This window comes from Sphingomonas sp. GW821-FHT10C01, assembly GCF_059415525.1.
Genome location: NZ_JBWKNK010000001.1, coordinates 1,979,140 through 2,004,672, shown reverse-complemented (window position 1 = coordinate 2,004,672; position 25,533 = coordinate 1,979,140). Strand labels below are relative to the sequence as shown.

21 protein-coding genes are annotated in these 25,533 nt (G+C 65.8%); 5 read left to right on the top strand and 16 right to left on the bottom strand.

What is annotated here, in order from left to right:
- Positions 1 to 15 precede the first annotated feature (15 nt).
- From AC07M1_RS09690 to AC07M1_RS09680, 3 genes are read right to left on the bottom strand one after another with little or no spacing between them, the layout of a single operon-like run.
- Entirely contained in the window at positions 16 to 840 is an 825-nt protein-coding gene (locus AC07M1_RS09690; protein ID WP_495162842.1) for a 4-(cytidine 5'-diphospho)-2-C-methyl-D-erythritol kinase, read from the bottom strand.
- The gene (locus tag AC07M1_RS09685; protein ID WP_495162335.1) at positions 840 to 2,405 is read right to left on the bottom strand and encodes a tetratricopeptide repeat protein; all 1,566 of its coding nucleotides are present in this window, start codon (positions 2,403 to 2,405) and stop codon (positions 840 to 842) included. Before AC07M1_RS09685 ends, AC07M1_RS09690 begins: the two co-directional genes overlap by 1 nt.
- 31 nt (positions 2,406 to 2,436) lie before the next feature.
- A complete protein-coding gene (locus AC07M1_RS09680; RefSeq protein WP_495162334.1) occupies positions 2,437 to 4,098 on the bottom strand; it encodes an electron transfer flavoprotein-ubiquinone oxidoreductase in 1,662 nt (553 codons plus the stop codon).
- Positions 4,099 to 4,233: 135 nt separating this feature from the next.
- On the opposite strand from AC07M1_RS09680, the gene AC07M1_RS09675 reads away from it, so the two are divergent.
- Genes AC07M1_RS09675 through moaB form a run of 3 tightly spaced genes read left to right on the top strand, consistent with a single transcriptional unit; the run spans position 4,234 to position 7,263 of the window.
- Positions 4,234 to 4,965, top strand: coding sequence for a uracil-DNA glycosylase (locus tag AC07M1_RS09675; protein ID WP_495162333.1), 732 nt, complete (start codon positions 4,234 to 4,236; stop codon positions 4,963 to 4,965).
- Positions 4,962 to 6,746 (top strand): lytic transglycosylase domain-containing protein, encoded by a 1,785-nt coding sequence (locus AC07M1_RS09670; RefSeq protein ID WP_495162332.1) that lies wholly within the window; start codon positions 4,962 to 4,964, stop codon positions 6,744 to 6,746. The genes AC07M1_RS09675 and AC07M1_RS09670 overlap by 4 nt, the downstream gene beginning before the upstream one ends.
- Positions 6,736 to 7,263, top strand: a complete 528-nt coding sequence (gene moaB / locus AC07M1_RS09665; protein ID WP_495162331.1) for a molybdenum cofactor biosynthesis protein B — start codon at positions 6,736 to 6,738, stop codon at positions 7,261 to 7,263. The genes AC07M1_RS09670 and moaB overlap by 11 nt, the downstream gene beginning before the upstream one ends.
- 10 nt (positions 7,264 to 7,273) lie before the next feature.
- Here the strand turns inward: moaB and AC07M1_RS09660 are convergent, their stop codons facing one another.
- The 4 genes from AC07M1_RS09660 to AC07M1_RS09645 form a co-directional block, all read right to left on the bottom strand.
- Positions 7,274 to 7,753, bottom strand: coding sequence for a nuclear transport factor 2 family protein (locus AC07M1_RS09660; RefSeq protein WP_495162330.1), 480 nt, complete (start codon positions 7,751 to 7,753; stop codon positions 7,274 to 7,276).
- A 117-nt stretch (positions 7,754 to 7,870) separates the two neighbouring features.
- The gene (locus AC07M1_RS09655) at positions 7,871 to 9,325 is read right to left on the bottom strand and encodes an amidohydrolase family protein (RefSeq protein ID WP_495162329.1); all 1,455 of its coding nucleotides are present in this window, start codon (positions 9,323 to 9,325) and stop codon (positions 7,871 to 7,873) included.
- 64 nt (positions 9,326 to 9,389) lie between these two features.
- The gene (locus AC07M1_RS09650; protein ID WP_495162328.1) at positions 9,390 to 11,150 is read right to left on the bottom strand and encodes a reverse transcriptase family protein; all 1,761 of its coding nucleotides are present in this window, start codon (positions 11,148 to 11,150) and stop codon (positions 9,390 to 9,392) included.
- A gap of 136 nt (positions 11,151 to 11,286) precedes the next feature.
- Positions 11,287 to 11,886, bottom strand: coding sequence for a TetR/AcrR family transcriptional regulator (locus AC07M1_RS09645; protein WP_495162327.1), 600 nt, complete (start codon positions 11,884 to 11,886; stop codon positions 11,287 to 11,289).
- 125 nt (positions 11,887 to 12,011) lie between these two features.
- Here AC07M1_RS09645 and AC07M1_RS09640 point away from each other — a divergent pair, with 125 nt between their 5' ends.
- Positions 12,012 to 13,226: an MFS transporter gene (locus AC07M1_RS09640; RefSeq protein ID WP_495162841.1), complete on the top strand. Its 1,215-nt coding sequence runs from the start codon at positions 12,012 to 12,014 to the stop codon at positions 13,224 to 13,226.
- A 111-nt stretch (positions 13,227 to 13,337) separates the two neighbouring features.
- Here AC07M1_RS09640 and AC07M1_RS09635 read toward each other — a convergent pair whose 3' ends face one another.
- The gene (locus AC07M1_RS09635; protein ID WP_495162326.1) at positions 13,338 to 14,540 is read right to left on the bottom strand and encodes an MFS transporter; all 1,203 of its coding nucleotides are present in this window, start codon (positions 14,538 to 14,540) and stop codon (positions 13,338 to 13,340) included.
- A gap of 144 nt (positions 14,541 to 14,684) precedes the next feature.
- Between AC07M1_RS09635 and AC07M1_RS09630 the strand changes: the two genes are divergently transcribed.
- Positions 14,685 to 15,125 carry an MAPEG family protein gene (locus AC07M1_RS09630; protein WP_495162325.1) on the top strand — a complete coding sequence of 147 codons (441 nt, stop codon included), beginning with the start codon at positions 14,685 to 14,687 and terminating at the stop codon, positions 15,123 to 15,125.
- On the opposite strand, the gene AC07M1_RS09625 is transcribed toward AC07M1_RS09630, so the two are convergent.
- Genes AC07M1_RS09625 through AC07M1_RS09590 form a run of 8 tightly spaced genes read right to left on the bottom strand, consistent with a single transcriptional unit; the run spans position 15,122 to position 25,525 of the window.
- Positions 15,122 to 17,014 carry an XrtA/PEP-CTERM system amidotransferase gene (locus tag AC07M1_RS09625; RefSeq protein ID WP_495162324.1) on the bottom strand — a complete coding sequence of 631 codons (1,893 nt, stop codon included), beginning with the start codon at positions 17,012 to 17,014 and terminating at the stop codon, positions 15,122 to 15,124. The two genes, AC07M1_RS09630 and AC07M1_RS09625, sit on opposite strands and share 4 nt — an antisense overlap.
- Positions 17,015 to 17,065: 51 nt before the next feature.
- The gene (xrtA, locus tag AC07M1_RS09620; RefSeq protein WP_495162323.1) at positions 17,066 to 18,604 is read right to left on the bottom strand and encodes an exosortase A; all 1,539 of its coding nucleotides are present in this window, start codon (positions 18,602 to 18,604) and stop codon (positions 17,066 to 17,068) included.
- Positions 18,601 to 19,824 carry a TIGR03087 family PEP-CTERM/XrtA system glycosyltransferase gene (locus AC07M1_RS09615; protein ID WP_495162322.1) on the bottom strand — a complete coding sequence of 408 codons (1,224 nt, stop codon included), beginning with the start codon at positions 19,822 to 19,824 and terminating at the stop codon, positions 18,601 to 18,603. Before AC07M1_RS09615 ends, xrtA begins: the two co-directional genes overlap by 4 nt.
- Positions 19,824 to 20,897 (bottom strand): FemAB family XrtA/PEP-CTERM system-associated protein, encoded by a 1,074-nt coding sequence (locus AC07M1_RS09610; protein ID WP_495162321.1) that lies wholly within the window; start codon positions 20,895 to 20,897, stop codon positions 19,824 to 19,826. The genes AC07M1_RS09615 and AC07M1_RS09610 overlap by 1 nt, the downstream gene beginning before the upstream one ends.
- A complete protein-coding gene (locus tag AC07M1_RS09605) occupies positions 20,894 to 21,736 on the bottom strand; it encodes an XrtA system polysaccharide deacetylase (RefSeq protein WP_495162320.1) in 843 nt (280 codons plus the stop codon). The genes AC07M1_RS09610 and AC07M1_RS09605 overlap by 4 nt, the downstream gene beginning before the upstream one ends.
- The gene (locus AC07M1_RS09600; protein WP_495162319.1) at positions 21,733 to 22,839 is read right to left on the bottom strand and encodes an ExeA family protein; all 1,107 of its coding nucleotides are present in this window, start codon (positions 22,837 to 22,839) and stop codon (positions 21,733 to 21,735) included. Before AC07M1_RS09600 ends, AC07M1_RS09605 begins: the two co-directional genes overlap by 4 nt.
- Before the next feature lie 11 nt (positions 22,840 to 22,850).
- Positions 22,851 to 24,437 carry a porin family protein gene (locus tag AC07M1_RS09595; protein WP_495162318.1) on the bottom strand — a complete coding sequence of 529 codons (1,587 nt, stop codon included), beginning with the start codon at positions 24,435 to 24,437 and terminating at the stop codon, positions 22,851 to 22,853.
- Positions 24,434 to 25,525: an AAA family ATPase gene (locus AC07M1_RS09590; RefSeq protein ID WP_495162317.1), complete on the bottom strand. Its 1,092-nt coding sequence runs from the start codon at positions 25,523 to 25,525 to the stop codon at positions 24,434 to 24,436. The genes AC07M1_RS09595 and AC07M1_RS09590 overlap by 4 nt, the downstream gene beginning before the upstream one ends.
- Positions 25,526 to 25,533 lie beyond the last annotated feature (8 nt).

Genomic DNA, 25,533 nt, shown 5'->3' with positions numbered 1-25,533 from the left:
TGAAACAGCGAAGTGTCACAACAGCACCGTTTCGAGACACCACCAGCCGGGTTTCATCGCCTTCACCGCGCCAGCGGCAGCGTCGCGCGAAAGCGGAGTGTCGAACAGCGCGAAGCAGGTCGCCCCCGATCCCGACATGCGTGCGAGAAACACGCCCGGCTGTACTGCGAGCAGCTCCAGCACGTCCCCGACCACCGGCGCAACCGCCAGTGCCGGCGGCTCCAGGTCGTTGCGCCCGGCCTGAGCGACCGCCAGCAGGTCACCTTGATCCAGCGCCCTACGATCCACCCCGTCCCATCCGCCGAACACCTGGGCGGTCGAGACGGCAACGCCCGGGTTCACCAGCAGCACCGGCGTACCGCTCGCGCCCTTAATCGGTTCCAGCCGCTCGCCGCGCCCCCGCCCGATCGCGGTCCGGTTGTAGAGGCACGCCGGAACGTCCGAGCCCAGCGCATCTGCGCAGGCGAACAGCCGCGGATCGTCGAGCGCGACGCCTTCACGCCTTGCCAACAGCCGCAGCGTCGCCGCCGCGTCAGCCGACCCGCCGCCTAGTCCCGATGCCACCGGCAACCGCTTGGTCAGCGTGATCCGGCCAGCAACATCGACACCGAATACCTCCGCGAACTTCGCGGCAGCGCGGATGACGAGATTGTCGCCCTCCCCCGCCAAAGCACCAGCAAACGGCCCGTCCACCGCGAACCCTTCGCCCTCTTCCAACATCACCGTGTCGCCATCCGCCACAAAAGCGAACAGCGTCTCCAACTCGTGATAGCCGTCATCGCGTCGCCGCCGCACGTGCAGGGCGAGGTTGAGCTTGGCCGGCGCAGGCTCGGTGAGAATCAGTTTGCCGCCGTCCTCTGGCTGAGTCCGTCGGCGACCTTGGCCGAAAGCCGCGTCTTCTGTTCGCCCTCGGCATAGAGCGCCGCCGCGCTCCAGGCATAGCGCGCCTCGAACCGGCGGCCGGCCTGCCAATAGGCATCGCCCAGATGCTCGTTGATCGTCGCGCTGGACGGATCGCCCTGCGCCGCCCGTTCGAGCAGCGGCAGCGCCTTGGCGATGTCTCCCTGCCGGAAATAGGACCAGCCCAGCGAGTCGGTGATCGCCGCATCATCGGGCCGCAGCTTGCTCGCGCGTTCCAGCAACCCAGTCGCCTCGACCAGATTTTCGCCTCGTTCGACCTGTGCATAGCCCAGATAGTTTAGCGCCACGGGTTGTTCGGGCGCGAGTTCCACCGCCTTGCGCAGATGGGGCAACGCGGCTTCCCACCTGCCCGCACGCTCCAACGCACCGCCAAGCTGGAGGTGGTTGACCCAGCTCGCCCGGTCGCCCGCCTGCGCCAATGCCTGGGCATAGACGTCGGCTGCCTCGCTTTCGCGCCCTTGTTCGGCGAGCAGGTCCGCATAGCGCTGCCGATCCACCACCGCCGCACCGGGCACCTTCGCCAGCGAGGCTGCCAGTGTCAGCGCACCGGCCTTGTCGCCCTGTTTGCTGCGCAGTCCCACCCGCTCGCTCAGCGCGGCCGAATAGAAGGCGCTGTCCTTCTTCACCATGTCGAGCGTACCCAGCGCACGATCATACGCCCGCTCCCCGGCCAGCGCATCGGCGAGCAACAGGCGCGCACGATCGTCGGTAGGGTCAAGCAACAGGGCTGAGCGGGTCAGCAGGATCGAAAGTGCCTGCGTTTCCTGCCCCGCCAGATCCGCGGCCAAACGGGTAAAGGCACGGCTCGCCCCGAACGCGGAGCCCGGCTTCGGCCCCTTCTTCAGCCGCACGCGCAGTCCGGACAACACCGGATCGCTCCCCGCCAGCAGTGAGAGCGCAATGTCGCGTTTGCCCTTCGCCATCAGCAAGACCGCAGCATTCCAGCGCAGGTCGATGCTCCCGGGATCGGCGCCCACCGCGGCCTGCAGCGCCGCGACGCCATCCTCGGTCCGGTCGGTCGCAATCAACAGCAGCGCGCGATGCTCGGCAACATAGCGGCGGCTCAGTCCGCTCTCGTTCGCCTTGTCGAGCAACGGCATCGGGTCGGCACCCCGATCGAACGCAAGCCAGGCCCGCAGCACCGGTGCCAGGAAATCGAGCGGCCCGGCGCCGATCTTGCCGAGCGCATCTTCCGCGGCAGCCGAATTCCGCCGCTGCAAGGCAAAGGCGAAATCGAGGATCGATACATCCGCAGGCGCCACATCCGATCGGGTCAACACCCCCGCCGCCCGCTGCGCCAGCGCCATGTCGCCCGCCGCAAGCGCATTGCGATAGGCGCGGATCGCGATCACTTCGTCATTGGGCGCCGCCGCCATCGCCGCGGCATAGCCGGCCGCGGCCACATCCACCGCTCCGTCCGCCGCCGCCGCGCGAGCGCGGACATAGCCGCGCGCATCCGCCAGCGCGGCGCTCGGAAACGCCAACCCGCTCAGAGCCAGTGAAAGGAACAGGCGCTTACATGTTGGGATAGTTCGGTCCTCCACCGCCCTCCGGCACCACCCAGTTGATGTTCTGGGTGGGATCCTTGATGTCGCACGTCTTGCAGTGGACGCAGTTCTGAGCATTGATCACGAACTTCGGCATCCCTTCGGCCTCGCCCACGATCTCGTAAACGCCCGCAGGGCAATAACGCTGCGCCGGCTCGTCATACAGCGGCAGGTCGTACTCGACCGGGATGTCCGGGTCCTTGAGCGTCAGGTGGATCGGCTGATCCTCCTCATGATTGGTGTTCGACAGGAACACCGACGAGAGGCGATCGAAGCTCAACACGCCATCGGGCTTGGGATAGTCGATCGGCTGGACCAGATCCTTGCGCCACAGGCTCTCATGATCGGGCTTGTGACCCAGGGTGAAGGGCATCTTCACGCCCCAGCTCTCCAGGAACATGGTGACGTTGGCGAGGCCCGATCCGACCATGTCGCCGAACTTCTTCACCAGCGGCACGACGTTGCGGACGATGCTCAACTCCTTGTGCATCCAGCTCGCTTCGAAGCCTTCGGTGTATGCCGTCAGCTCGTCGCCCATCCGGTCCGCCTGCACCGCCGCGAACGCCGCCTCGGCCGCGAGCATGCCGCTCTTCATCGCGGTGTGCGTGCCCTTGATCCGCGGCACGTTCAGGAAGCCCGCGCTGTCGCCGATCAGCACGCCGCCGGGGAAGGTCAGCTTGGGGATTGACTGAAGGCCGCCGTCGCTGATCGCCCGCGCGCCGTACGACACGCGCTTGGCGCCCTTCAGGATTTCCGCGATCGCCGGATGCGTCTTCCAGCGCTGCATCTCGTGGAAGGGCGAGAGATAGGGGTTGGTGTAGTTGAGCCAGGTCACGAACCCCAGCGCCACCTGCCCATTGGCCTGGTGATAGAGGAACCCGCCGCCGTTCGATCCGCGCGTCTCGTTGAGCGGCCAGCCCTGGGTGTGGATCACGCGGCCCGGCTCGTGCAGCGCGGGGTCGATATCCCACAGCTCCTTGATGCCGATGCCGTAGATTTGCGGCTCGACGCCGTCGCGCAGGTTGAACTGGCGCTCGATCTGCTTGGACAGATGCCCGCGCACGCCCTCGCCAAAGAAGGTGTAGCGCGCATGCAACTCCAGGCCGGGCTGGTAGTCGGGCTTGCGCGTACCGTCGCGTGCCACGCCCATGTCGCCGGTCGCGACACCCTTTACCGATCCGTCCTCGTTATAGAGAATCTCGGCGGCGGCGAAGCCCGGGAAGATCTCGACCCCCAACCCTTCGGCCTGCTCGGCCAGCCATCGGCACAAATTGCCCAGGCTGCCGGTATAGGTGCCCTCATTGTGCATGAACTTGGGCACGATGAAGTGAGGGACGTCCCACTTGCCGGACTTGCTGAGCAGCCAGTGCTGGTTGTCGTTGACCGGCACCTGCGCCAGCGGGCAGCCCTGCTCGCGCCACTCCGGCAGCAGCTCGTCGAGCGAGCGCGGGTCGATCACCGCACCCGAAAGAATATGCGCGCCGACCTCGGACCCTTTTTCCAAGATGCACACGCTGATTTCGCCGCCGGCCTCGGCGGCAAGCTGCTTCAGCCGGATCGCCGCGGCCAGCCCTGCGGGCCCGGCGCCGACGATCACGACATCGTATGGCATCGACTCGCGTTCGCTCACATTCTGTCTCCCCTCGGGGACTCGACCTGCACATGTCGTCGCATCTGCGGCGCGTCCTGTCCCTCCCCCGATGGCGGTAGATTGACGGTGGCGTCAAGGCATGACTCTGTGAAATCCATGGGCAGTTCGGGGGTAATGGATTGGCGGGCCGAAGCCGCCAGCGCACTGGAATGGTGGCGCGACGCGGGCGTGGACATGCTCGTGGACGACGATCCCCGCGACTGGACAGCACGCGAAGCCGCACCTGCCGTAGCGTCGAACGGGCCTCAGCCCGTCGCGCTGGCCGAGCCGGAGCCGGAAGTTCCGCTCCCCGCGACGCTTGAGGCGTTCATCGACTGGCGTTTCGGCAGCGGCGCACCCGAATCGACGTGGGTCGAACGGATCGTCGCTCCCACGGGCAATCCTGCAGCTCCGCTGATGGTCATCACCGACTTCCCCGAATCTGGCCACGAATCGGAGGGCGAAACCCCATCGTTGCTCGCCGGCCCAGCCGGACGCCTGTTCGACCGGATGCTCGCCGCGATCGGTCTTGATCGCGACTCCGTCTATTTCGCCCCCCTCTGCGCCGCGCGCCCGATCACCGGATCGGTCCCACGCGATGCCGAGGCGCGGCTGGGTGAATTGATCCGGCACCACATCGCCCTCACCGAGCCGAAAAGGCTGCTTCTGCTCGGCCAGACGGTGAGCCGTGCGGTGCTCGGGGCCGATGGCGGCGTCCAGCGCGGTCGTTTACAGCCCGTTAACCAGGAGAATGGACAATCGCTGATGGTCGCGACCTTCCATCCGCGGTTCCTGCTGACCAGACCCGCCGCGAAGGCCGACGCCTGGAAAGACCTGCAGTTGCTTCTTGAGGGGCAAGCCAAGTGAACCCGCGTATCCTGCTTACCGCCACCGCCATCGCGCTGACCCTGCCGACCCTGGCGTACGCCGCCGACGAAAAGGCGGGCGAACGCGTCGAGAAGCGCGAGGGCGGCGACGGCGTCCCCTCGCAACTCGACTCGTCGGAACGCGACTCCTATCGCGCCGTCTTCACCGCAATCCGTGAGCAGCGCTGGTCTGACGCCCAGCTCCGCCTCGATGCGATGCGCCCCGGTCTGCTCCACGCCACCGCGCGCGCCGAACTCTATCTCGCCAAGGGTTCGCCCAGGGCCGAGCTTCCCCAGCTCATCGCCTTGCTTGGCGAGGCCCCGGAACTCCCGCAGGCCGAACAGCTCGCCCGCCTCGCCCGCACCCGTGGCGCGATCGACCTTCCGGCACTGCCGGTCGCGCAGCGCATGGTGTGGCACAACGCCGCCCCTGCCCGCGTCCGCTACAAAGCCACCCCGGCGGCAGACGCCGCCGCGATGCAGGTCGTTCTGGCGATGCAGCCGCTGATCAAGGCCGATGACGCCACCGGCGCCGAAGCCGTGATCGAGACGCGCGGCCCCGAGCTTTCACCTGAAGTCCTCACCGAATGGCGCCAGCGCGTCGCCTGGATGTACTACACCACCGGCCGCGACGCCGACGCACAGCGCGTCGCCGCCAAGGCGCAGGTCGGAAGCGGCGAATTCGCCCCGCTGGCCGACTGGGTTCAAGGTCTCGCCGCGTGGCGGCAAAAGGACTGTGCCACAGCACAGGCAGCCTTCACCTCGGTCGCCCAACGCGCCGTCGATATCGAGAAACGCACCGCTGGCCTCTATTGGGCAAGCCGCGCCGACATGGCGTGCGGCCGCCCCGATCTAGTCAGTGCCCGTCTCAAGAACGCCGCTCAGCATGGCGAGACCTTCTATGGCCTGCTCGCACGACAGATGCTCGGCATGAAGGAAACCGCGGTCCGCCCGGAGAAGTTCGTGTCGTCCGACTGGAAGGCGATCGAGCGACGGCCCAATGTCCGCGTCGCCGCGGCGCTGGTCGAAATCGGCGAGGATAATCTCGCCTCCGACGTGATCCGCTATCAGGCCCGGATCGGCGACGCGCGCGAGCATGCCGCCCTTACCCGCCTGGCCGCACGGCTCGCGCTGCCCGCGACCCAGCTCTGGCTCACCCATAACTGCCCGCCCGGCGCCAGCCCACTTGAAGAAGCGCGCTACCCCGCCCCCGACTGGACGCCCGACGGCGGCTGGCGGATCGACAAGTCGCTGGTGTTCGCCCACACGCTCCAGGAATCGCGCTTCAATCGCACGGTCGAAAGCCCCGCCGGCGCCTATGGTCTGATGCAGATCAAGAGCGGCGCCGCGATCGATGTCGGCCGCCGCCGCGGCGTCACCATCGGCCGCGGCGACCTGTCGCGCCCCTCGACCAACATGGAAGTCGGCCAATCCTATATCGAGCAGCTGCGCGACCAGAGCTTCACGGGCGGGCTGCTGCCCAAGGTGATCGCGGCGTACAATGCCGGACCGACCCCGGTGACCAACTGGAACTACCAGATCCGCGATAATGGCGATCCGCTCCTCTATATCGAGAGCATCCCCTATTGGGAGACGCGCGGCTACGTCATGACCGTGCTGCGCAACTACTGGATGTACGAGAAGAACGACGGCCGTGAGAGCGCGAGCCGTTCGGCGATCGCGCAGGGGCTGTGGCCCAAGGTGCCTGGCCGCAACGGCGGCGGTTCGGTGCGCGTTCAGGCCACGGTCGCGAGCATACCGAGCACCGCCAGTGCCAATTGACCCTGATGCCGCGTTCCGTCCGGTGCGGATCGCGGTACTCACCGTCTCCGATACCCGCACGCATGCCGATGACAGGTCCGGCGACACACTCGTCGAATTGCTAACCGGTGCCGGCCATGACCTCGCCGACCGCGCAATCGTCCCCGACGACCCCGATCTGATCGTCGGCAAGCTCCACGCCTGGATCGATGACGAGAGCGTCGACTGCGTGATTACGACCGGGGGCACGGGGGTAACCGGGCGCGATGTGACGCCCGAGGCGCTCGAACGCGTCGCCGACAAGATGATTCCTGGATTCGGCGAGCTGTTCCGCTTTCTCAGCTACGCCAAGATCGGCACCTCGACGATCCAGTCGCGCGCCACCGCCTGCGTCGCGCGTGGCACCTACATCTTCGCCCTCCCCGGTTCGACCGGCGCGGTGCGCGATGGGTGGGACGGCATCCTCGCGCATCAGCTCGACAGCCGCCACAAGCCCTGCAACTTCGTCGAGCTGATGCCGCGCCTCACCGAGCGCTAGCGGACCGCGCCTAGTTCGCCGCCGCCGGCGGGCGAATGGCATGGAAGAATTTGTTCATGATCTTCCATTGTCCATCGACTTTCAACAACGGCATATGGTCGATGAACGTCACGCCAGGATAGATCAACTCGACCCGAGCAACGCCCGTCGTCGCAGTCAGGTCGAGGATCCGGAAGCTCCGTTTGCGCTGTGCCTCGTCCGCGTTGGGGGTACCGGTCAGCCCCTTCATCCACTCCTCGATCGGCATCGAGATATAGCCGTTGCGCCCGTTCCCGATCATCCGCGCATCCTTGTGAAAGGCCAGCCGCGCATAGTCGATGCTGCTGGTCTGCAGCGCCTTGATATAGTTCTCCACCGGCACCGACGCGGCCTTGATCTCCGCCTCGCTCGCCGCCGTTACGGCTACCTGTGCCGGCGCGTTCGACGCCAGCGCGGACGACGCGAACAGGGGCGCCAGGAACAAGGCGGTGACTGCATATGCGATTTTCATAGATTGCCTCTCCACTTGAACGACTACATGTGTAGTCATCCAAGATGGCTCGCGCGTTACGCTTTGACCAAACCCCATTTCTGTTCGACGAACAACAAAATCAGCCGATCGCTCAGCTCACTTCCCCTCCGCCGCATTCCATGCCGCGACCTTGCCCCGAGCCTCCGCCAGCATCGCATCCAGCGCGGCGCGGTCATAGGTCTTGCCATTCATCACCACCGTGCGGATCGCCCGTGTCGCCGCGATATCCCGCAGCGGATCCTGGTCGAGCAGCACTAGGTCCGCCGCCATTCCCGGCCGAATCGCGCCATAACGATCGAGCTTGCCGAACCACGCCGGCCCCGCGCGCGTCGCCGCCGACAGCGCCTGAGCCGGGGTCAGCCCGTATTTCACGAACACCGACAGTTCGTCATGCAAACCGATGCCGGGATAGTTGTAGGAGTTGAGAAAACCCGCATCCGTCCCCGCGATGATCGTCACGCCTGCCTTCTGGAGCAGCGGAAGGATCGCGCCCATCCGGTCGATGTGCGCATGGCGCGCCGCGATCGCAGCGGCATCGGCCTGCGCGGCACGCTGGACCCGCCAGTCATAGGTCTTGCGTAGCTTTGGCCCGATATAGGCGAGATAGGGATCGTTCTTGTGATCGTCCTGGTCGAGCCAGGCGACGATCCGGCTGCCATTCAGCGTCGGCGTCACGAACACGCCCTTCGCCGCGAAGTTGCGATACGCCGCCATCGCGGTCGTGGCATCGAACCCCGCCGCCAGCCGACGGTTCGCTTCGGCCCGGTCGATGCGTCCCGCCGCAAACTCGGCCGCGATCAGGGCTTCGTCCTTCGCCCCCGCCTTGTAGGCATAATCGAGATGCTCGATCGAGCTGATCCCGGCGTCCACCGCCTGACCGACGGTCAGCGCCATCGGGATATGCCCGGACGTCCGCAGCCCCCGCGCCTTCGCCTGGCGCAGCGCATAGAGGAACAGCTCGGGCTTCAGCGTGCTGTCTGTGATCTTGACGAAATCAACCTTGTCGCGCTGCTGAAGCCGGTCAAGCGCGCGATCGATATCCGCCTCGCTCCCCGTCTCGATCGTGCCTTTCCAAATCGGCGCCAGCCCCTCGATCTTGGCGCCCGAGGTCATCAGATGCGGCCCGAACAATTCGCCGTTCGCAATCTCGCCGCGCCAGTTCAGTACCTGATCGGGCAGATCGCCCGACGCGTCGCGGATCGCGGTGATGCCGTGCGCGACATACAGTGGCAGCAGCGCCTTGTTCTCCTCGATCAGCTCGGGTCCACCGCCGAAATGGACATGCATGTCCCACAGCCCAGGGATCAGGAAGCGGCGCTTGCCGTCGATCGAACGCGTGGCGCGCCACTCGCGTGCGATCCGTGCGTCCGGACCCACCGCGACGATATCCTCGCCGCGCACCACCACCGCCTGTCCGGCCACCGGTTTGGCATGTTCGACATCGATCACGGTCACGTTGCGGATCACTACGTCCGCGGTTTGTTGCTTCGCCAACGCGGAGCCGCCAGCAGCCATCACCACGGTAGCCAGTGCCGCGAACAAGGTCTTCATCGCCAATCCTTCCGAGTCGAATGGCGCGCTTCTGCCACGGACGAAGCGCGCCCTCTACCCGTCGCTAGGGCGTCCAGGGTTCGATGGGGTTACGCCGCGAATATTCCACCCCCTGATCGAGATCGACGATCACGCGAAGCTTGTCGCGCAACCGCTCGAACATCAGCCGGTCTCGCGATTCCGGTTTCCCCTCGGCGACCGGCTTCGATTGCAGATATTTGCCGAGCACGCCCAACAAGAAATCGGGGACGCTGACACGCAGGTCCGGCTTGGACACGAACTGGATGTCGATCATCAGCGGATGGCGGTCCCTGCTCTGTCTCAGCGCGTCATAGGCGTCCGCGACACAGGCCCTGATCGCCTCGCGCGAAACCTTGTCATTCTCTTCGAAATACAGGGTCGCGGAGCGGCTTTCGGCCGCCTTGAGGCGCCGCGAGACCAACGCGCGCAGCAACCGCACATAGGTCGCCTGATAGTCAGCGGGGTCAGCGCAAACGGCGAAGGCGACGAAACCCTCGAACGGCATCTGCTCGAGCCGCTTCACATAATCGAGCCGCAGATCCTCGGTCGCGTCGGCGAAATGCATCCCCTTCTTCTCGATCGCTTGAAGATTGCCTGCCGCCCACAGATCCTCCAGCGTCGCTGCCAGAATCTCCCGCGTTTCGGTGACAATCCGCTGGGTGTACTGCGTCACCGCAATCCCCAGCGCGAGTATCTTTTGCCCGTCGCGCACCAACTCGGCTTCGTCAATGAACAGGTGGAACGGACTACGCTGCTGATTCTTGGGGGCAAAGGCGGACCGCATGCCGGCGGCACGCAAGGCTGCGGCCCAATCGGTCTTCAGACGCGCGGACAGACCCGGCTCGTGATGCGCGACGAACTTCACCAGGCCGTCGAGCCGGTTGACCTCCTCCTGCAAGCGCTGGGAATCACGGATCCCCAGATGCGCGAAATGCCCGTCGAGCCCGAACTTCCCGGCATAATAAAGTTCCTGCCGCAACGTGCGCTTCCGCGCTCTGGGCACATGCGGACGAACGGGGTCACTGATGCTAAGGCCCGTTACATAATGCGCCTGGCCAATCTTCGAGCGTCGCGTCTTCGCGTCCGCCAGCTCGAAACCGTGCCGCTCGATATATCCCCGGATCACCTCAACCTCAGGCAATGGGCCGTTGGCAGAAAAGCTCAAATCGTCGGCATAGCGGGAATAGGTCACTCCCGTCGCCTTCGCCATCGCCTGCAATTCGATGTCGAGCGGCACCAGGATCGCATTCGACAGCGCAGGGCTCGTCGGCAATCCCAGCGGCAATGCCCCGCCGATGGTCACAAACCCGCCGAGCAGCTTCGCCACCTCGGCTTCGACACCTAGTCCCGCGAACAGCCCCTCGATCCGTGTCTCGGAGATCGACGGAAAGAAGCTGGTGATGTCGAGCGCGAGCAGATGTTTGTGCCCGGCATGTGCCTGCGCATTCTCACGGATATTGCGGCCGGGATAATAGCCGAAGGCGCGGTCGTGCGGATAACCACTAAGCGTCAGCCGGAAGAAGGAATCGAGCCGGCGTGCCAGCGCCTTGTACTCATTGTTCAGGAACGCCGCTTCCCACACGGTTCGATAGCCACGGGCGGGATCGCGCTTGGGAATGTCGTGACGAACGAAGATCGAGGCAGCGCCACGAAAAATGTCCGCGTTCGCACTATATTCGGCGCTGCCATATGGCGGCGGCGGATCGAAGGCGATCACTGCATCCAGGCTGGCGTCATCAATCCCCAGCGCGCGGATCAGCGCCGCGCGGCTTTGAACTCGGCGAAGGTCGAAGGGATATGGCACCGCAGCTCAGGAGACAGTTGGAACAGCACAACACACGAAGCAAGTGGTCCCGAAATCGGCAGGTGCGACTCGCACCTTAAACCTTGTAGCCATGCTGCTCCGCCTCCTTGCTACGTCGCGCGCCGCCGCAGTGCAATCACGCAGCGCGAGCGAGCAGCCCTTCCAGCATCGCCTTGAACGCCGGGATCGCGCGGCGCGAGGTTTCGGCGGGATCCGGCGAATTGGCGATCCACATCGCCGCGTCGGTAGAGGAGCCGGTAATCATCCTCGCCGCCGCCTCGGCATCGATCTCCGCTCGCACCACGCCATCGGCCTGGAGCTGCTCGACGCTCCGCCGGATCGACGCGATACAGGCAAGCGCGCCTGGCCAGTTGGCCGGATCGCCCAGCACCGCCGGACCGTCGCGCAGCATGATCCGCTGCACGCCAGGCTCCAGCGCCAGCTCGATATAGCCGATATTCTCCGCCACCAGCCCTTCCCAACGGCTCGGTGCTGCCGCAGCGACCCCCTTGAGCCGCTCGGCCATCTCGTCGTCGATTTGCGCGATTACCGCCTCCAGCAGGCCCTGCTTCCCCCCAAAATGATGGTAGAGCGCGCCGCGCGTCAGCCCGACGGCGGCGGTCAGTTCGTCCATCGATGCCTCGGCATAGCCATGTTCGGTAAAGGCCTCGCGCGCCGCCGCGATCAGCTTGGCACGGGTTTCGGCAATCATCTCGGGGCGCGTTCTGCGCGACATCTTCGTCCTCGAACTTTTTTCCGGATCGGTGCATTGACATACGTAGCGTATGTCACCACCTCACTCGCATACGAACCGTATGTAAGCCGTAAAGGCCTGCATTTCCAGTGACGAGAGTGAGCGCCATGTTTTCAGCCTATCGCGAGATTTTCCGCGCACCCGGAACCAGAGGCTTCGCTGCTGCCGGCTTCGTCGCCCGTCTGCCGATCGCGATGGCGCCGATCGGGATCGTCACGATGATGGCGCAATCGGGCAGCGGCTATTGGCTCGCCGGTGCCGTCGCCGCGACCTTCACCCTGACCAACGCTGTGGCCGCGCCCCAGATCTCGCGCCTCGTCGACCGCTACGGGCAGAGCCGGCTGCTGGTCCCCGCCACCACGATCGCAGTCATCGCCTTCACGCTGCTGATGCTTGCCACCCACTTCGACTGGCCTGTCTGGACGCTCTTCGCCTCCGCCCTCGCCGCCGCCGCGATGCCCAGCATGCCGGCGATGGTCCGCGCCCGCTGGACCGAGATTTTCCGCGACACGCCCGAACTCAACACCGCCTTCGCCTTTGAATCCGTCGCCGATGAGTTGGTCTATATCGCCGGCGCTTCGATCTCGGTGGGACTCAGCGTCGCCCTATTCCCCGAAGCCGGCGTGCTGATGTCGACCCTGCTCCTCGCGATCGGCATGACCGCCTTCGTCCTCCAGCGCGCGACCGAGCCCAAGGTCCGGGTCACCGAAACCAACACCCACCGCTCGGCCATCTTCCTGCGCCCGGTCCAACTGGTCACGCTCACCCTGGTCTTCGTCGGATCGATCTTCGCAACCGCCGAAGTCACCACCGTCGCGCTGACCCGCGACTTCGGCCAGCCAGGCGCCGCCAGTCTTGTCATCGGCGTCTATGCGATCGGATCTTTCGTCGTCGGCCTGATCCTCGGCGCGCTCAATCTACGTTTCCCGCTGCATCGCCAGTTGCTGGTCGTGCTGGCAGTACTGCTGCTCACCACCCTGCCCCTGCTGCTGGTCGGCAGCGTCCCCGCGCTCGCCGCCGCGATCTTCCTGAGCGGTGTGGCGGTTTCGCCGACCTTCATCACCGCCTTCGGTCTGGTCGAACGCCGCGTGCCGCCCGAGGTTTTGACCGAGGGCATCACCTGGGTGATGACCGGTATCGGCATCGGCATGGCGCTGGGCGCGTTCGTCGCTGGCTGGGTGGTCGATCATTTCGGGGCGCAGAACGGCTTCTGGGTCTCCGCCGCCGCCGCCACGCTCGCCCTACTGGTCACGGCGCTCGGCCAGCGGGTGCTCGGCGGCGAAGCGGTAGTCGAGGCGGAACCGGCGGTCAGTGCTGCCTAGATCAACCGCACCACTGGATCATTGCGCCCAGCAGCACGTCGGGACCCACCAGCTGCCACAGCCACAGGCCGCCGCCCAGCACCGCCGCGAGCGCGATCAGGCTCAGCACCTTCATGTCGCGGCTTCCCTCAACCGCGGTACCGGCCGGTCGGGGATCGGAGCGTGAACGACCGCGGCGGCAAAGCCCAGCACGACCGACGCCACCCAGATGCTGTCATAGCTGCCCGTCAGGTCGAACATCAGCCCTGCGCTCCATGCGCCAAAGAAGCTGCCGATCTGATGGCTCAGGAACACGATGCCGTACAGCGTCGATAGGTAGCGGATGCCGAAGATCTGCCCGATCAGCCCGCTGGTCAGCGGCACCGTGCCGAGCCACAGGAACCCCATCGCTGCGGCAAAGGCAAGTGCGGTAAACGGCGTCAGCGGCAGCGCCAGGAACGCAATCATCACCACGCTGCGCGCGGCATAGAGGCCGCTCAGCAGGTATTTCTTGCTGCGCTTATCGCCCCACATACCGAACAGATACGATCCGAAGATGTTGAACAGCCCCACCAGCGCCAGCGCGTTGGCGCCGATCGACAGGCCCAATCCCTTGTCGGTCAGATAGGCAGGGAAATGCGTCGCGATGAACGCGATGTGGAACCCGCAGACGAAGAAGCCGGCATTAAGCAGCCAGAAGCCGCGATGCGCCGCCGCCTCGCCAAGCGCTTCCTTGAGCGATTGCGTCGGAGCATCGGCCGCCGTCTGTGCCGCGGCCGGTTTGCCCGCCACCCCGATCGCCAGCACCATCACCGCCGCGACGATGCCCGCCATCGCCACCAGCGCCATCCGCCAACCCAGTTCGCCGATCAGCAGCTGCCCGGTCGGCACCAGCAGGAACTGGCCCAGCGATCCGCCAGCGGTGACGATGCCGAACGCCACGCTGCGCTTCTCCGCCGGCACCGCGCGTCCGACCGCGCCGAGCACGACGACAAAGGTGGTCGCCGACAGCGCCACGCCGATCAGGACACCGAATGACAAATGCAGGCCGATCGCGCTCGTCGCCAGGGACGCACCGATCAGGCCGGTGATATAGACGAGGGTACCCACCGCGACGACGCGGCCCGCGCCGTGTTTATCGGCGAGCGCGCCGACAAACGGTTGGGCCAGTCCGAACAGCAGATTCTGGAGCGCGAGCGCGAGGCCGAAGCTCGACCGGCCGATGCCCAAGCTGACGCTCATGTCAGGCAGGAACAGGCCGAACGCCTGGCGCACGCCCATCGCAAGGGTAACGATGATCGCTGCTGCTGCGACGACGATGGATGCGCGCTTCATACTAGCCCCCCCTGCCAGCGGACAGGCGCCCTATATCGTGTATCCTCCCCGACTTTCCATGCCCTCTCGGTTGCGAAATGAAATCTTTTCAAGTGTCGTATGCTGGTGCAGCTTCACGCGACCGACTTCGGGGGAGGATAATCGATGCACGCACAGATTCTGGGACCGGTGATCGCGCTGGTCGGCTGGACGCTCGTCATGTGGATATGGCTCTACGCGCGCCGTATCCCGGCGATGCGCGCCGCGAAAATCGACATCGGCAAGCTCACTGGCGGCACCGGCCCCGATCTCAAGAAGATCGTACCGCCCAAAAGTCAGTGGCCGGCCGACAATTACAATCATCTGATGGAACAGCCGACGATCTTCTACGCGATCTGCCTGACGCTCGCGCTGATGGGCCAAGGCGACAATCTCAACGTCCTGATCGCCTGGGCCTATGTCATCCTGCGTATCGCCCACAGCCTCGTTCAGGTGACGATCAACCGCGTCGCGATCCGCTTCACGCTCTTCACACTCTCAACGATCCCGCTGGTGATGCTTACCGTCCACGCCGCGCTGGCGTTCTGGGGCGCGAGCCACCCCTAGGCGAACAAGCGGGCGAGACTCCGTTCGAGCATCATCAACTGCCACAGCGTCCGCCCATGTTCGGCGCGGCCGCTGCGGTGCTCTTCGGCAAGGCGGGCGATCGCCTTGGGCTCGAACCAGCCGCTGCCCGCCAGCACCGCCGATCGCGATAGCGCCGCCGCCTCGTCCGCCAGCGCCGTACGGAACCAGGCCGAAACCGGGGTCACGAACCCCATTTTCGGGCGATAGAGAATGTCCCTGGGCAAATAGGGCTCAAGCGCCTTCTTCATCAGCCATTTGCCCTGCCCGCCCCGGATCCGCATCGATGCGGGGATCGTCGCGGCGAACTCGACGAAGCGATAGTCGAGCAGCGGCTCGCGTGCCTCCAGGCTCACCGCCATGCTGGTGCGGTCCATCTTGGTCAGGATGTCGCCGGGCAGCCAGTGCTTGAAATCGGCATATTGCGCACGGTCCAGCCCATCACGCGCTGGCGCATTGCGCATCGTCTCGACATAGCGGTTCTCGGCGCGATGCCCGCCCAGCTGCGCGCGCGCCGCGTCGGTGTAGAGGCCCATGCGCACCGACGGCACCGTCACCCCCACCGCCTTGGCATAGGCCGCGCCTGAATCCTCGGCGAGCGCGAGCAGCGTCGTCTTGGCACGGAGCGGACGTGGCGCCCAGTCAGCCTTGGGATAGAGGTTGCCGATCGTCCCGAACACGCCCTGCCGCACCGCTGCCGGCAGCAAGCCGCGCACCCGTTCCTCGGCGGCATGGAACTTGTAGCGACGATATCCCGCCAGCGCCTCGTCCGCCCCGTCGCCCGACAACGCCACCGTCACCGTCTCGCGCGCCAGTTCGCACACGCGATAGGTCGCCAGCGCCGACGCATCGGCGAACGGCTCGTCGAAATGGTGGACAAGCGTGTCGATCAGCTGGAAATCGTCCGCGGCGACGGTCTTCACCCGATGTTCGGTGCGGAACCGCTCGGCGATCTCCCGCGCATAGACCCGCTCGTCATGGCCCGCCTCGTCGAAGCCGATCGTACAGGTCTTCACCGCATTGCGGCTCGCCTCGGCCATCAGCGCCACCACCGCGCTCGAATCCACGCCGCCCGACAGAAACGCACCCAGCGGCACGTCGGCGATCATGCGTGATCGCACCGCCGCGCGCATATGCTCGATCAGTTCGGCCTCGAGATCGCGCACCGATCCCTTCGTCCGCTTCGAGAAGTCGAGGTCCCACCATTCGCTCGGCGCCGGCACCGGCTTGCCGCGTTCGAGCAGCAGATAGTGCCCGGCCGGCAGCTTCTTCACCCCGGCCAGCACCGACGCATCGTCGGGCACATAGCCAAGCCCCAGAAAATCCTCGACCGCATTGAAATCGGGTTGCCGCCGGAACAGAGGATGCGCCAGCAACCCCTTGATCTCCGAGGCGAAGGCCACTGCACCGTCGGACAGCTCGGTATAGTGAAGCGGCTTCACCCCCAGCCGGTCGCGCGCCAGCAGCAGCGACTGCGCGCGGGCGTCGTACAGCGCGATCGCGAACATGCCGTTGAGCTTGTCCAGCATCGCCGGACCCCAGACGCGCCAGCCGTGCAGCAACACTTCGGTATCGCTGTTGCTGGTGAAGCGCGCGCCCTTCGCTTCCAGCTCGGCGCGAACCTCCAGGAAATTGTAGATCTCGCCATTATAACTGACGATCACGTCGCCTTCGGGCGTCGCCATAGGCTGGGCGCCGCCGGCCAGATCGATGATCGACAAGCGGCGATGCCCCAGCCCCACACCCGGCGCGGTCCACACGCCGGATCCGTCAGGCCCGCGATGTGCCAAAGCATCCGCCATCGCCTTGACGCGCAGCGGCTCAACCGGCTTCGGCACGCCCGGATAATATAGCCCCGCGATTCCGCACATCAGCTGATCGTTCCCACCCCGTACATTGCTCCCGCTTTCGCGGGGATGGCGTCAAGGTGCAAGCGTCGCGCGGTCGGCAACCTGCTCAACCGGGCCAATTGCACCCAGGAAGCGCTTGATCGCGGCGCGGGTGGGCAGTTCGCCCTTCTCGGCCGAGACCATCACCGCCACCGCGCTCTGCTTGCCGCCCAGCAGCTTGGCCTTGAGCGTCTCCGCCTTCACCCGTGAGTCGCTCGGTGTCAGCGCGTCACCGACGCGATACCAGGTCACTACCTCGCGCTCGACCGGACCGGGCGCGGTCATCCGCATTGCCTTGCCGCCGTCCAGCTCGGGAAGGTCCTCGATCCGCACCCATTTGTCGTTCTCGCGGATCGCGCCCTGGCCAAAGCCGACCAGCTCCTTGCCCTCGCGCTGGCTGCCATAGATGGCGAGCACAAGGTCTACCTCGGCGCCCATTCCGTCCGAATAGCGGCCCATCAGGAAATGGTCGGCACCGGGGAAATTAGGTTTCCACTCCGCACGCTTGCTCAACGGTATCTGCGTCCACCCCGCCACCTGCGGCAGCGCAACTTTCTCCGGCAGCGTGTCAGCGCGTGATGCGATCGCCCCACCCCAAGCCATAAACAGGCTCACGATGAACAGTCCGGTCAGCGCGACCACCGCCGACATCCGAGCGGTGCCCCACCAGCGCCGCTGAAGCTTCGCCGCATCAAACCATGGTGCATCGGGATCGCGGTCGAACCATTTCCAGCCGATCGCGAGCACGCCCGCCATCACCGCCCCAAAGAAGAACCAACCATAGACGATATGATCATAGCCCGTCGCGGCCTCAACCGAGGTCAGATAAGCGGCGTAGACCGTCCCGAACGCGCGCACGCCATTGGCCAGGATCGGCACGATCAGCGCCACCGCCATGAACGCCACACGACGCGTCCAGCTGACGTAACAGACGTTCGCGACCAACGCACCATAGGCGATCATCGCGATCACGAACTTGGATCCCGAACACGCTTCGGCCACCTCGAAATAACCGTTGGGTGTGGTGATCAGCACCCCATCGACATGCGCGGGCACCCCGAACAGGTCGAGCAACGGCACCATGATCGCGACCGTCAGATCCTGAAGCGGCTTTTCCAGCGATCCGCCGAAGGGGACGAGGAAGATCATGTAGGCGAGCGGGAAGAGAACGGCACGGACGACATTGGGACCGAGCAGCGCGACCACCGCGCCCTGCAACATGACGACCAGCCCAAGATGGCGGAACAACGCCACACCCGCTGCGTCGCCCAACAGCCAGGCAAACCCGCCTCCGCCGATCACCAGCAACCCCGGCCACCAGGCCTCGGGACGTACCGCCGGCAAGTCCCCGCGGCGTTGCCACACCAGCCACCCCACCACCGGCGCGATAAACAGGCAATGGCCGAACGTGGTGTTGGTCCAGTAGATCGTCGTCAGATCGGCGACGTCACGATGGAACAGCAGCAACAGCACCACCCACACGCCCACCAGGAGCGCCGCATGCCGTTTCCACACCGTGTCGAACCTGCCCGCAGGCGCTTCGACACCATCGTTCGCCAACGCCGTCGTCATGCCGCCGCCTTCCCGCGCCTATGCAGGCCGCTGCGCCCGTGCCCGAACCCCATGATGGGGTCGAGCGCCGCAAGCTTGGCGTCCCAGCCATAGAGATCGATCACCCGCTGTCGCGCCGCTTTGCCCAGTTCAACGCCGCGCGCGCGATCCGCGATCAGCGCGTTGACCGCATCGGCCATCCCGCCAACGCCCTCGCCGATTTCGATCGTGCCGCCATGATCGATCCCGGTCGCCGCCGCCGTAGAGGCAACCACCGGGCGCGCCATCGCCATCGCTTCCAGCACCTTGTTCTGCACCCCGCGCGCAAGCTTCAACGGCGCAACCACCACCGAAGCCGCCGCCAGCCAGGGACGCACATCGGGGACTTCGCCGGTCACGGTCACCCCGTCGATCTTCGCCAGCGCCTGCACCGCCGCATCCGGCTTGCGCCCGACGATCGCGAACTGCGCCTCGGGGTGACGAAGCCGGATATGCGGGAACACCGCCTCGACGAACCAGGTCACCCCTTCGATATTCGGGCGGTAATCCATCTGACCGGTAAAAACGATCAGCGGCGCCACCGCCTCCATCTGGGCGAACCGTGCCGCCGGATCGAAGGTCACCGTGTCGATGCCGTTCTCGACCGCGTGGACACGCTCCGCTCCGGAGCGTTCGCGAAACAGCCCCACTTCCGCCTCGCTGACGAACAGGCTGGCATCCGCCTTCGCCGCTACCGCTTTCTCGAACTGAGCCAGCAACCGCGCCTCGCGCCGCATCATCCAACCGGTGAAACCACTAGTGGTCTTGCCGTAAGTCGCGAACTTGGCCGAATCCATGTCGACGAAATCCATCACCACGCGCTGGCGCGGCTTCGACGGCAGATACTGCGCCATCTGGCTGGAAAAGACATAGATCGTATCGATTGATCGCTTGGCCAGCGCCGACGTCACCGCATTGCGCAATTCCGGGTTATCGAACGCCGTCAGCGAGAAGGGCCGCCGCCCTATCAGCGCCTGCACGCCCGCAGTCGCCTGTCCCTTGCCGCGCCAGATGATCTCTCGACTTGCCGTCAGCTTGTCCAGGCCGCCGCGATGTTTGAGGTCCGCCGGATCGTCGGCGAACGCGATCAGGTGAACGCGCTTGTGGCGCGACAGGTAGCGCAGCAGGTTGAAGGCGCGGATCTTGTCACCACGATCGGGCGGAAACGGCACGCGATGGGCGAGGAACAGGATATCGCCCATCAGCCGAGGCCTCGGGAAATCCACGGCCCCACGCGGTTGGTGATGGCAAGCGGCAGCTTGCTCCACACCGCCACTTGAAGCCGGTATTTGGGGTTGAGCGGGTTGGCGTCGCGGATCGCCGCGCCATCGGCCACCCGGTCGTAATAGACCAGAGGCTCCGGCTCGAACCCCCAATTCTTCTTGAACGCCGCAGCGCCGGTGCCGACCTTGGAGCGACCGAAGTCGAAACGAGTGCATCCGCGTTTCCGCGCATGACGCATCAGCTCGAAATACATGCGGTCATTGGCGCGCAGCCGGCGCGCGTCCGCGGTTCCACCGCCCCAATAGGGATAGACCGTCCCGCGCCAGTACAGGCTCAATACCCCAGCCACCGCATTCCCCCCGTCCCGTACGATCAGGACGTCGGCAGCTGTGCCAAATTCGTGCAACATTTCCGTGAACAGGCGTCGCGGAAAGACCGGGGTGCCCAGATTCCGTACCGATTCGGCATAGACGGCATAATGAGCTGCGACATCCGCAGCCTCCTGCCCCGCCGAAATGTCGAGGTCATAACCCAGCGACTTGCGCACTTCGGCCCGCTGTTTGCGCGGGATCTGGAGCAGCTCCGCCTCGTCATCCGCCGCCAGGTCGCGTGCAAAACCCAGATAATGGCTGTCGTCCACCGTCCATTCCGGGCCGGGCAATGGTCCGCCGCGCACCTCGGCGCTGGGGCAGCTCAGCCGCACCGCAAGCGTCCAGCACGCATCGGCGAGTTGCCGCGCCACTTCGGGCTTGTCGGTAAGGATGCCTCCACCCACACCGAACCCGGCCGAGGCAAGGACGCGCCCGAACAGCGGCGAGTGCAATTCCGTCAGCGGCATCACGCCGACGACGCCCTGACCATCACGCTCGGCGATCAGATAATGCGCCTTCTGCCCGCATCCCTTCTCGACCGCCACGCTCCAGGCGGGCAGGTGGAACGGCGTCCCATCGGGATGCGCTTCGACGAACGTCTCGATCCGCGACCGTTCCTCCGGGTCAACCAGATCGGCGACGCGCAGGCTCGTCATCGGCAGGCGCACCGGTGCATTCACCGCAGCTTCGCCGCTTCGGCGGCCGCGACGCGGTCGGTGCGGTCCCAACGGTGCCGGCCCATCAATGTGCGCAGCTTGCCCGCCATCGCGCCGAGCCGCGCATAATGCCGCAGTTTCGACTTGAGCGGCGCATTCGCGACGCGCGGCTGGCCGGGATCAACCTCCCAAGGATGGAAATAGAAGATCGCAGGCTTGCCAGCGCCATTGAGCGCATCGATCGCGCGATAGATGACGTTGCCCGGCAACAGCCGGAAAAAGCCGCCCCCGGTCGTGATCTCACGCCCCAGGAAGGTCGCCGTCGTCACCGGTAGCTCGATCAGGTCGCTGCCGGCAACCGGCCGGAACGCACTGCGCGGCGCGTCCGTCCAGCCATAATGGTCGTGCCCGATCGGCGCGACGCTCGACGAATAGGCATAGCCCTGCTCGGCAAGGATCTCGTGCGCCCAGGGGGTGCGGACATCGATCGAGAAGCTCGGTGCGCGATAGCCAGTCACCTTCTGGCCGCTCGCATCCTCCAGCGCCTTTCGGGCGCGGACGATGTCGTCGCGGAACTGGTCCGGCGTGAGGTTGAACACGCGCTGGTGGTCCCAGCCATGACTCGCCACCTCATGCCCCGCATCAACGATGCGCCGCATCAGCGCGGGATATTTGTCCGCGACCCAACCGAGCGTGAAAAAGGTCGCCTTGACCCCGCCCCCATCGAACAGTTCGATCACCTTGTCGGTATTCGCCTCGACACGATGGTCGAGACCATCCCAGTCGCCGCGCGCGATCACCTTTTCGAACGCACCGACCTGAAACCAGTCCTCAACGTCGACAGAAAGCGCGTTGGCGGTCATTGCCAGGCTGCGGTCTCGCGCCGTGGCGCCGCCATCCCCTTGGGGGGTTCTTCGCCCTCGATGAAGTCGACCATCAGCGTCAGCACGCGACGCAGCGCCGCATCCTGTTCCTCAAGCCGCGCCTCAAGCCGCGCCATCCGCACATGCAGCGCATCGATCGCGGCATGATCGACCGACGACCCGGTATCCTCGCGCGCTGCCGCTGCGGTGACTGGCGGGTAGGCTTCGACCGTGGCCGCCGCACTGCCCGTCGCGGCATTGGCCGCGGCCGCCAGCGGCCGCCCGGCGACGACGGTGTCATTGTCTAGATCGGCGATCACCGTCTCGACATCCTCTGCGCTGAAGCTGTCGAGCTGCTCGATCGCGCCGAACAGCATCACCCGGCCGGCCAGCTGGTTGACCTTGCGCGGAATACCGCCCGACCAGGCATGGATCGCATCGACCGCGCCCTTTTCGAACTGCGGGCGCCCAGTGCCGCCCACCACCGACAGACGGTGGAGCAGATAGGGCGCGAGTTCCTCCGGCCCCATCGGGTCAAGCTGGTGCATCGCGATCACGCGCTGGCGCAGCTGCTCCAGCCGCGGATCGGCGAACAGCGACCGGAATTCGGGTTGGCCGAGCAGGAAGATCTGAAGCAGCGGATAGCCGCCCGCCTGGAAGTTGGAGAGCATGCGCAGCTCCTCCAGGCTTTCCATCGGCAGCGCCTGCGCCTCGTCGACGATCAGCAGCGTACGCTTGCCGCTGCGCGCGACGGTGTGAAGTCCGCGCTCGATCGCCGCCAGCGTCTGTGCCTTGGCCAGACCGGTGGTGTCCGCGCCCAGCCCCTGGGCGACGAGGTGCAGCAGATCCTCCGCCTGAACCTGAGTCGTCACGATGCGGATGACGTTCAGCCGCTCGCGATCGATCGTGTCCATCAGATGACCGACCAGCGTGGTCTTGCCCGCACCGGGCGATCCGGTGATGACGATGAAACCCTCACCCTGGCTCAAGCCATAGCCCAGATAGGCCATCGCCTTGCGATGCGTCGCCGTATCGAACCAGAAGGCTGGATCGGGGGTCAGCTGGAACGGCCGACCCGTCAGGCCATAATGCTCGTCGTACATCATTCCACCCGTCAGAAGCCGTAGCGAAGACCGAGCAGCGCCTGGGCAGAAGTATTGCCCGCACCCTCGACATCGTACGTCGAAATCCCAAGCGTCGCCATCGCACTGAGCGATCCGAAGCTACGATAATAAGAGCCGTTGGCGCCAGCCCCGAACACGCCGGGCGATCCCGGCAGATTGCTCTCGTAATAGTTGGCATAGACGTTGCCGCTCAGGCTCGACACCGAGTCGAGCTGATGCGACGCGAAGAGCTGGCCATACCAGTTATCGTCGCTCGTCCCCGCCACGATCACACCCGGCGGCACCAGGTAGCGGCGATTGGCATAGCCCATCCCCAGCCCCAGGGTCGTCGGCCCGGCATTCATCGACAGTACGGCGTTGACGCCGCGCGCGCGATAGCTGGCGGTCGAGATCGATCCCAGCGAGTTGGTCAGGCACCCGCCTGCCGCCGTCGCGGTATCGCCGAACACACAGCCATTGAAGCCGTCGCCGAACGGATCGCGTGGTGTGTTGAAGCTGGTCGGCAGCGCCGCGAGATCGCGGACGAGCTGGCGGCCGAAGCTGTCGACCGAGTCATAGACCCCGACCTGAAGGCCCGAACGGCGCGAAATCTGCCACTGCAGCGATCCGGTGTAGCTCATCGAATCATAGCGGCGACCGACCCGCGCCTCGAGCATCAGCCGGCTGCTCGGCTTGTACATCACGCCCGCGTCCCAGAAGAGGCCGTCGGTCTGATAGGCGATACGCGGCGGCGAAGCCGGATCGGTCACGAAGCGGCCATTGCGGTCACGCACGATATTGCCCGCGCCGTCGCGCAGCGGGTCCTTCTGCGTGATCTTGATCTTCTCGTATCCGACGCCCGCGACCAGCGCGAGACCCGCGCCGACCGGCAGCACCGCATCGCCACGCAGGAACTTGCCGTCATAGACCTGATCGAGCTGGCTCGCATTCTCGCGCTGCCACACGCCCGCGACGCTAAGGCCGACGGGCAGGATCGTCCCCGCCTTCACCCCGGCGCGAAGCTGCGCCAGATGGCTGGTCGAGCTGTCATAGACGTCGAGCGGCGGGAGCAGCGGATCGATCCCGACGATATCGGGCGCCTCCGACTTCACATAGCCGAAGCGATAGGCTGCGCTCAGGCTCGCCGGACCATTGCCGGTGTGGAAGGTCGGCCCGGCGTAAACCGAGTAGATCTGACTGACGTTGCGGACGTTGCCGGCGAGGTTGCCGGGCGCGTCGCCGCGAATGTCGCTGCGGGTGCGCGTGGCCAGCGCGCCGCCCTCGACCGTCAGGCCGGGCGCAAGCTTCACCGCCGCGCGCGCGATACCGCTATGCGTGTCGCCGTCAGCCACATCGCGGCTGTAGGAGAAGCGATGCTCGTATTTGTACGAGAGCTGCACCTCGACCCGGCGGGTCTGGATCGACGCGTCCACGCCGACACCGACGCTGGTATAGGTCAGCACCTCGTCCGAATCGAAGTCGGCGACGAGTACCTGTGCCACCTCGACATAGGGCGTGATCGACTTCTGCCGATCCTTGGCGGCGGCCGGAACGGCGCTGAGGGCGGTGGCGGCGATCGCCGCGGCGAGCAGCCTCATGACTCGGGTTCCCCGTAATAGGCACCATAGCTGCCGAAGCGGCGTCCGCCCGGCTGGAAAGATACGCTGTTAAGGACGAGCTGGATCTGATCGCACCCGTCGAGCATCCCGACCGCTTCGCGCAGGTCGCTCTCGCTCGTACGATCGGCGCGAACCACCAGCATCACCTGCCCCACCAGCCCCGCGAGCACGGAGGCGGGCGACGCGGCCAGCACCGGCGGCGAATCGAAGATCACGATGCGGCGCGGATCGGCGGAAGCCAGCGATTCAAGAATCGTGGTTGCCCGCTCGCTCGCCAGCAATTCGGTATCGGCGTTCGACCGCGTGCCGGCGGGCAGCACCGAAAGCTGCGGCACATCGGTCGCGATCACACAGGATTCGACGTCGTCGATATCGCCAGCCAGCACGTCGAGCAGCCCCGGCCCCTCGCTCGCGCCCAGCCGGTTCATCACATCGGGCTTGGCAAAATCGGCATCGACCAGCAGGATTTCGACATCCTTCTCGGCGGACATCGAAAGCGCCAGGTTGATGGCGCAGAATGTCTTGCCGTCATTCGGCTTGGCCGAACAGACAAGGATCATCCGCGCGCGGTTCTCGTTTGCGTCATTGTCAGCGGCCCAGACCGTACGCGCCGTGTTGATCAGCTGGCGCTTGATCAGGCGGAATTCCTCGGCAAGCGCGGTCACCGGCGCACCCGGAACCAGCATACCTTCCTCGGCCAGCTGCTCCCGGTCGATCGCGATATGCCGGGCCGGCGCGTGCGCGCTTGCCTTTGGCGCGGCGCGCACGATCTCCGGTGCGACGACCGAAACCGGTTCGAACGCCTCCACCGGCGCTTCATCGGCAACCTCGACGATCTCCGCTTCGACCACGGCGTCTTCGATCGCACCCTCTTCGACCACAGGCACATCGGCATTGCCGAGCATCGGAGCGGGCGATTCCGCCGCCGCTTCCGGCTCGGGCTGAACGCGCGCGGGCTCCACCGCCGGAAGCGGCGGAAGCACGCGCGGTTCGTGCATCAGGTCATAGCGCTCGGCCGCCCGCTCGAGGAGCGATCCGCGATAGCGCCGAGGTGTCTGGTCGTTCATCGCGTGCC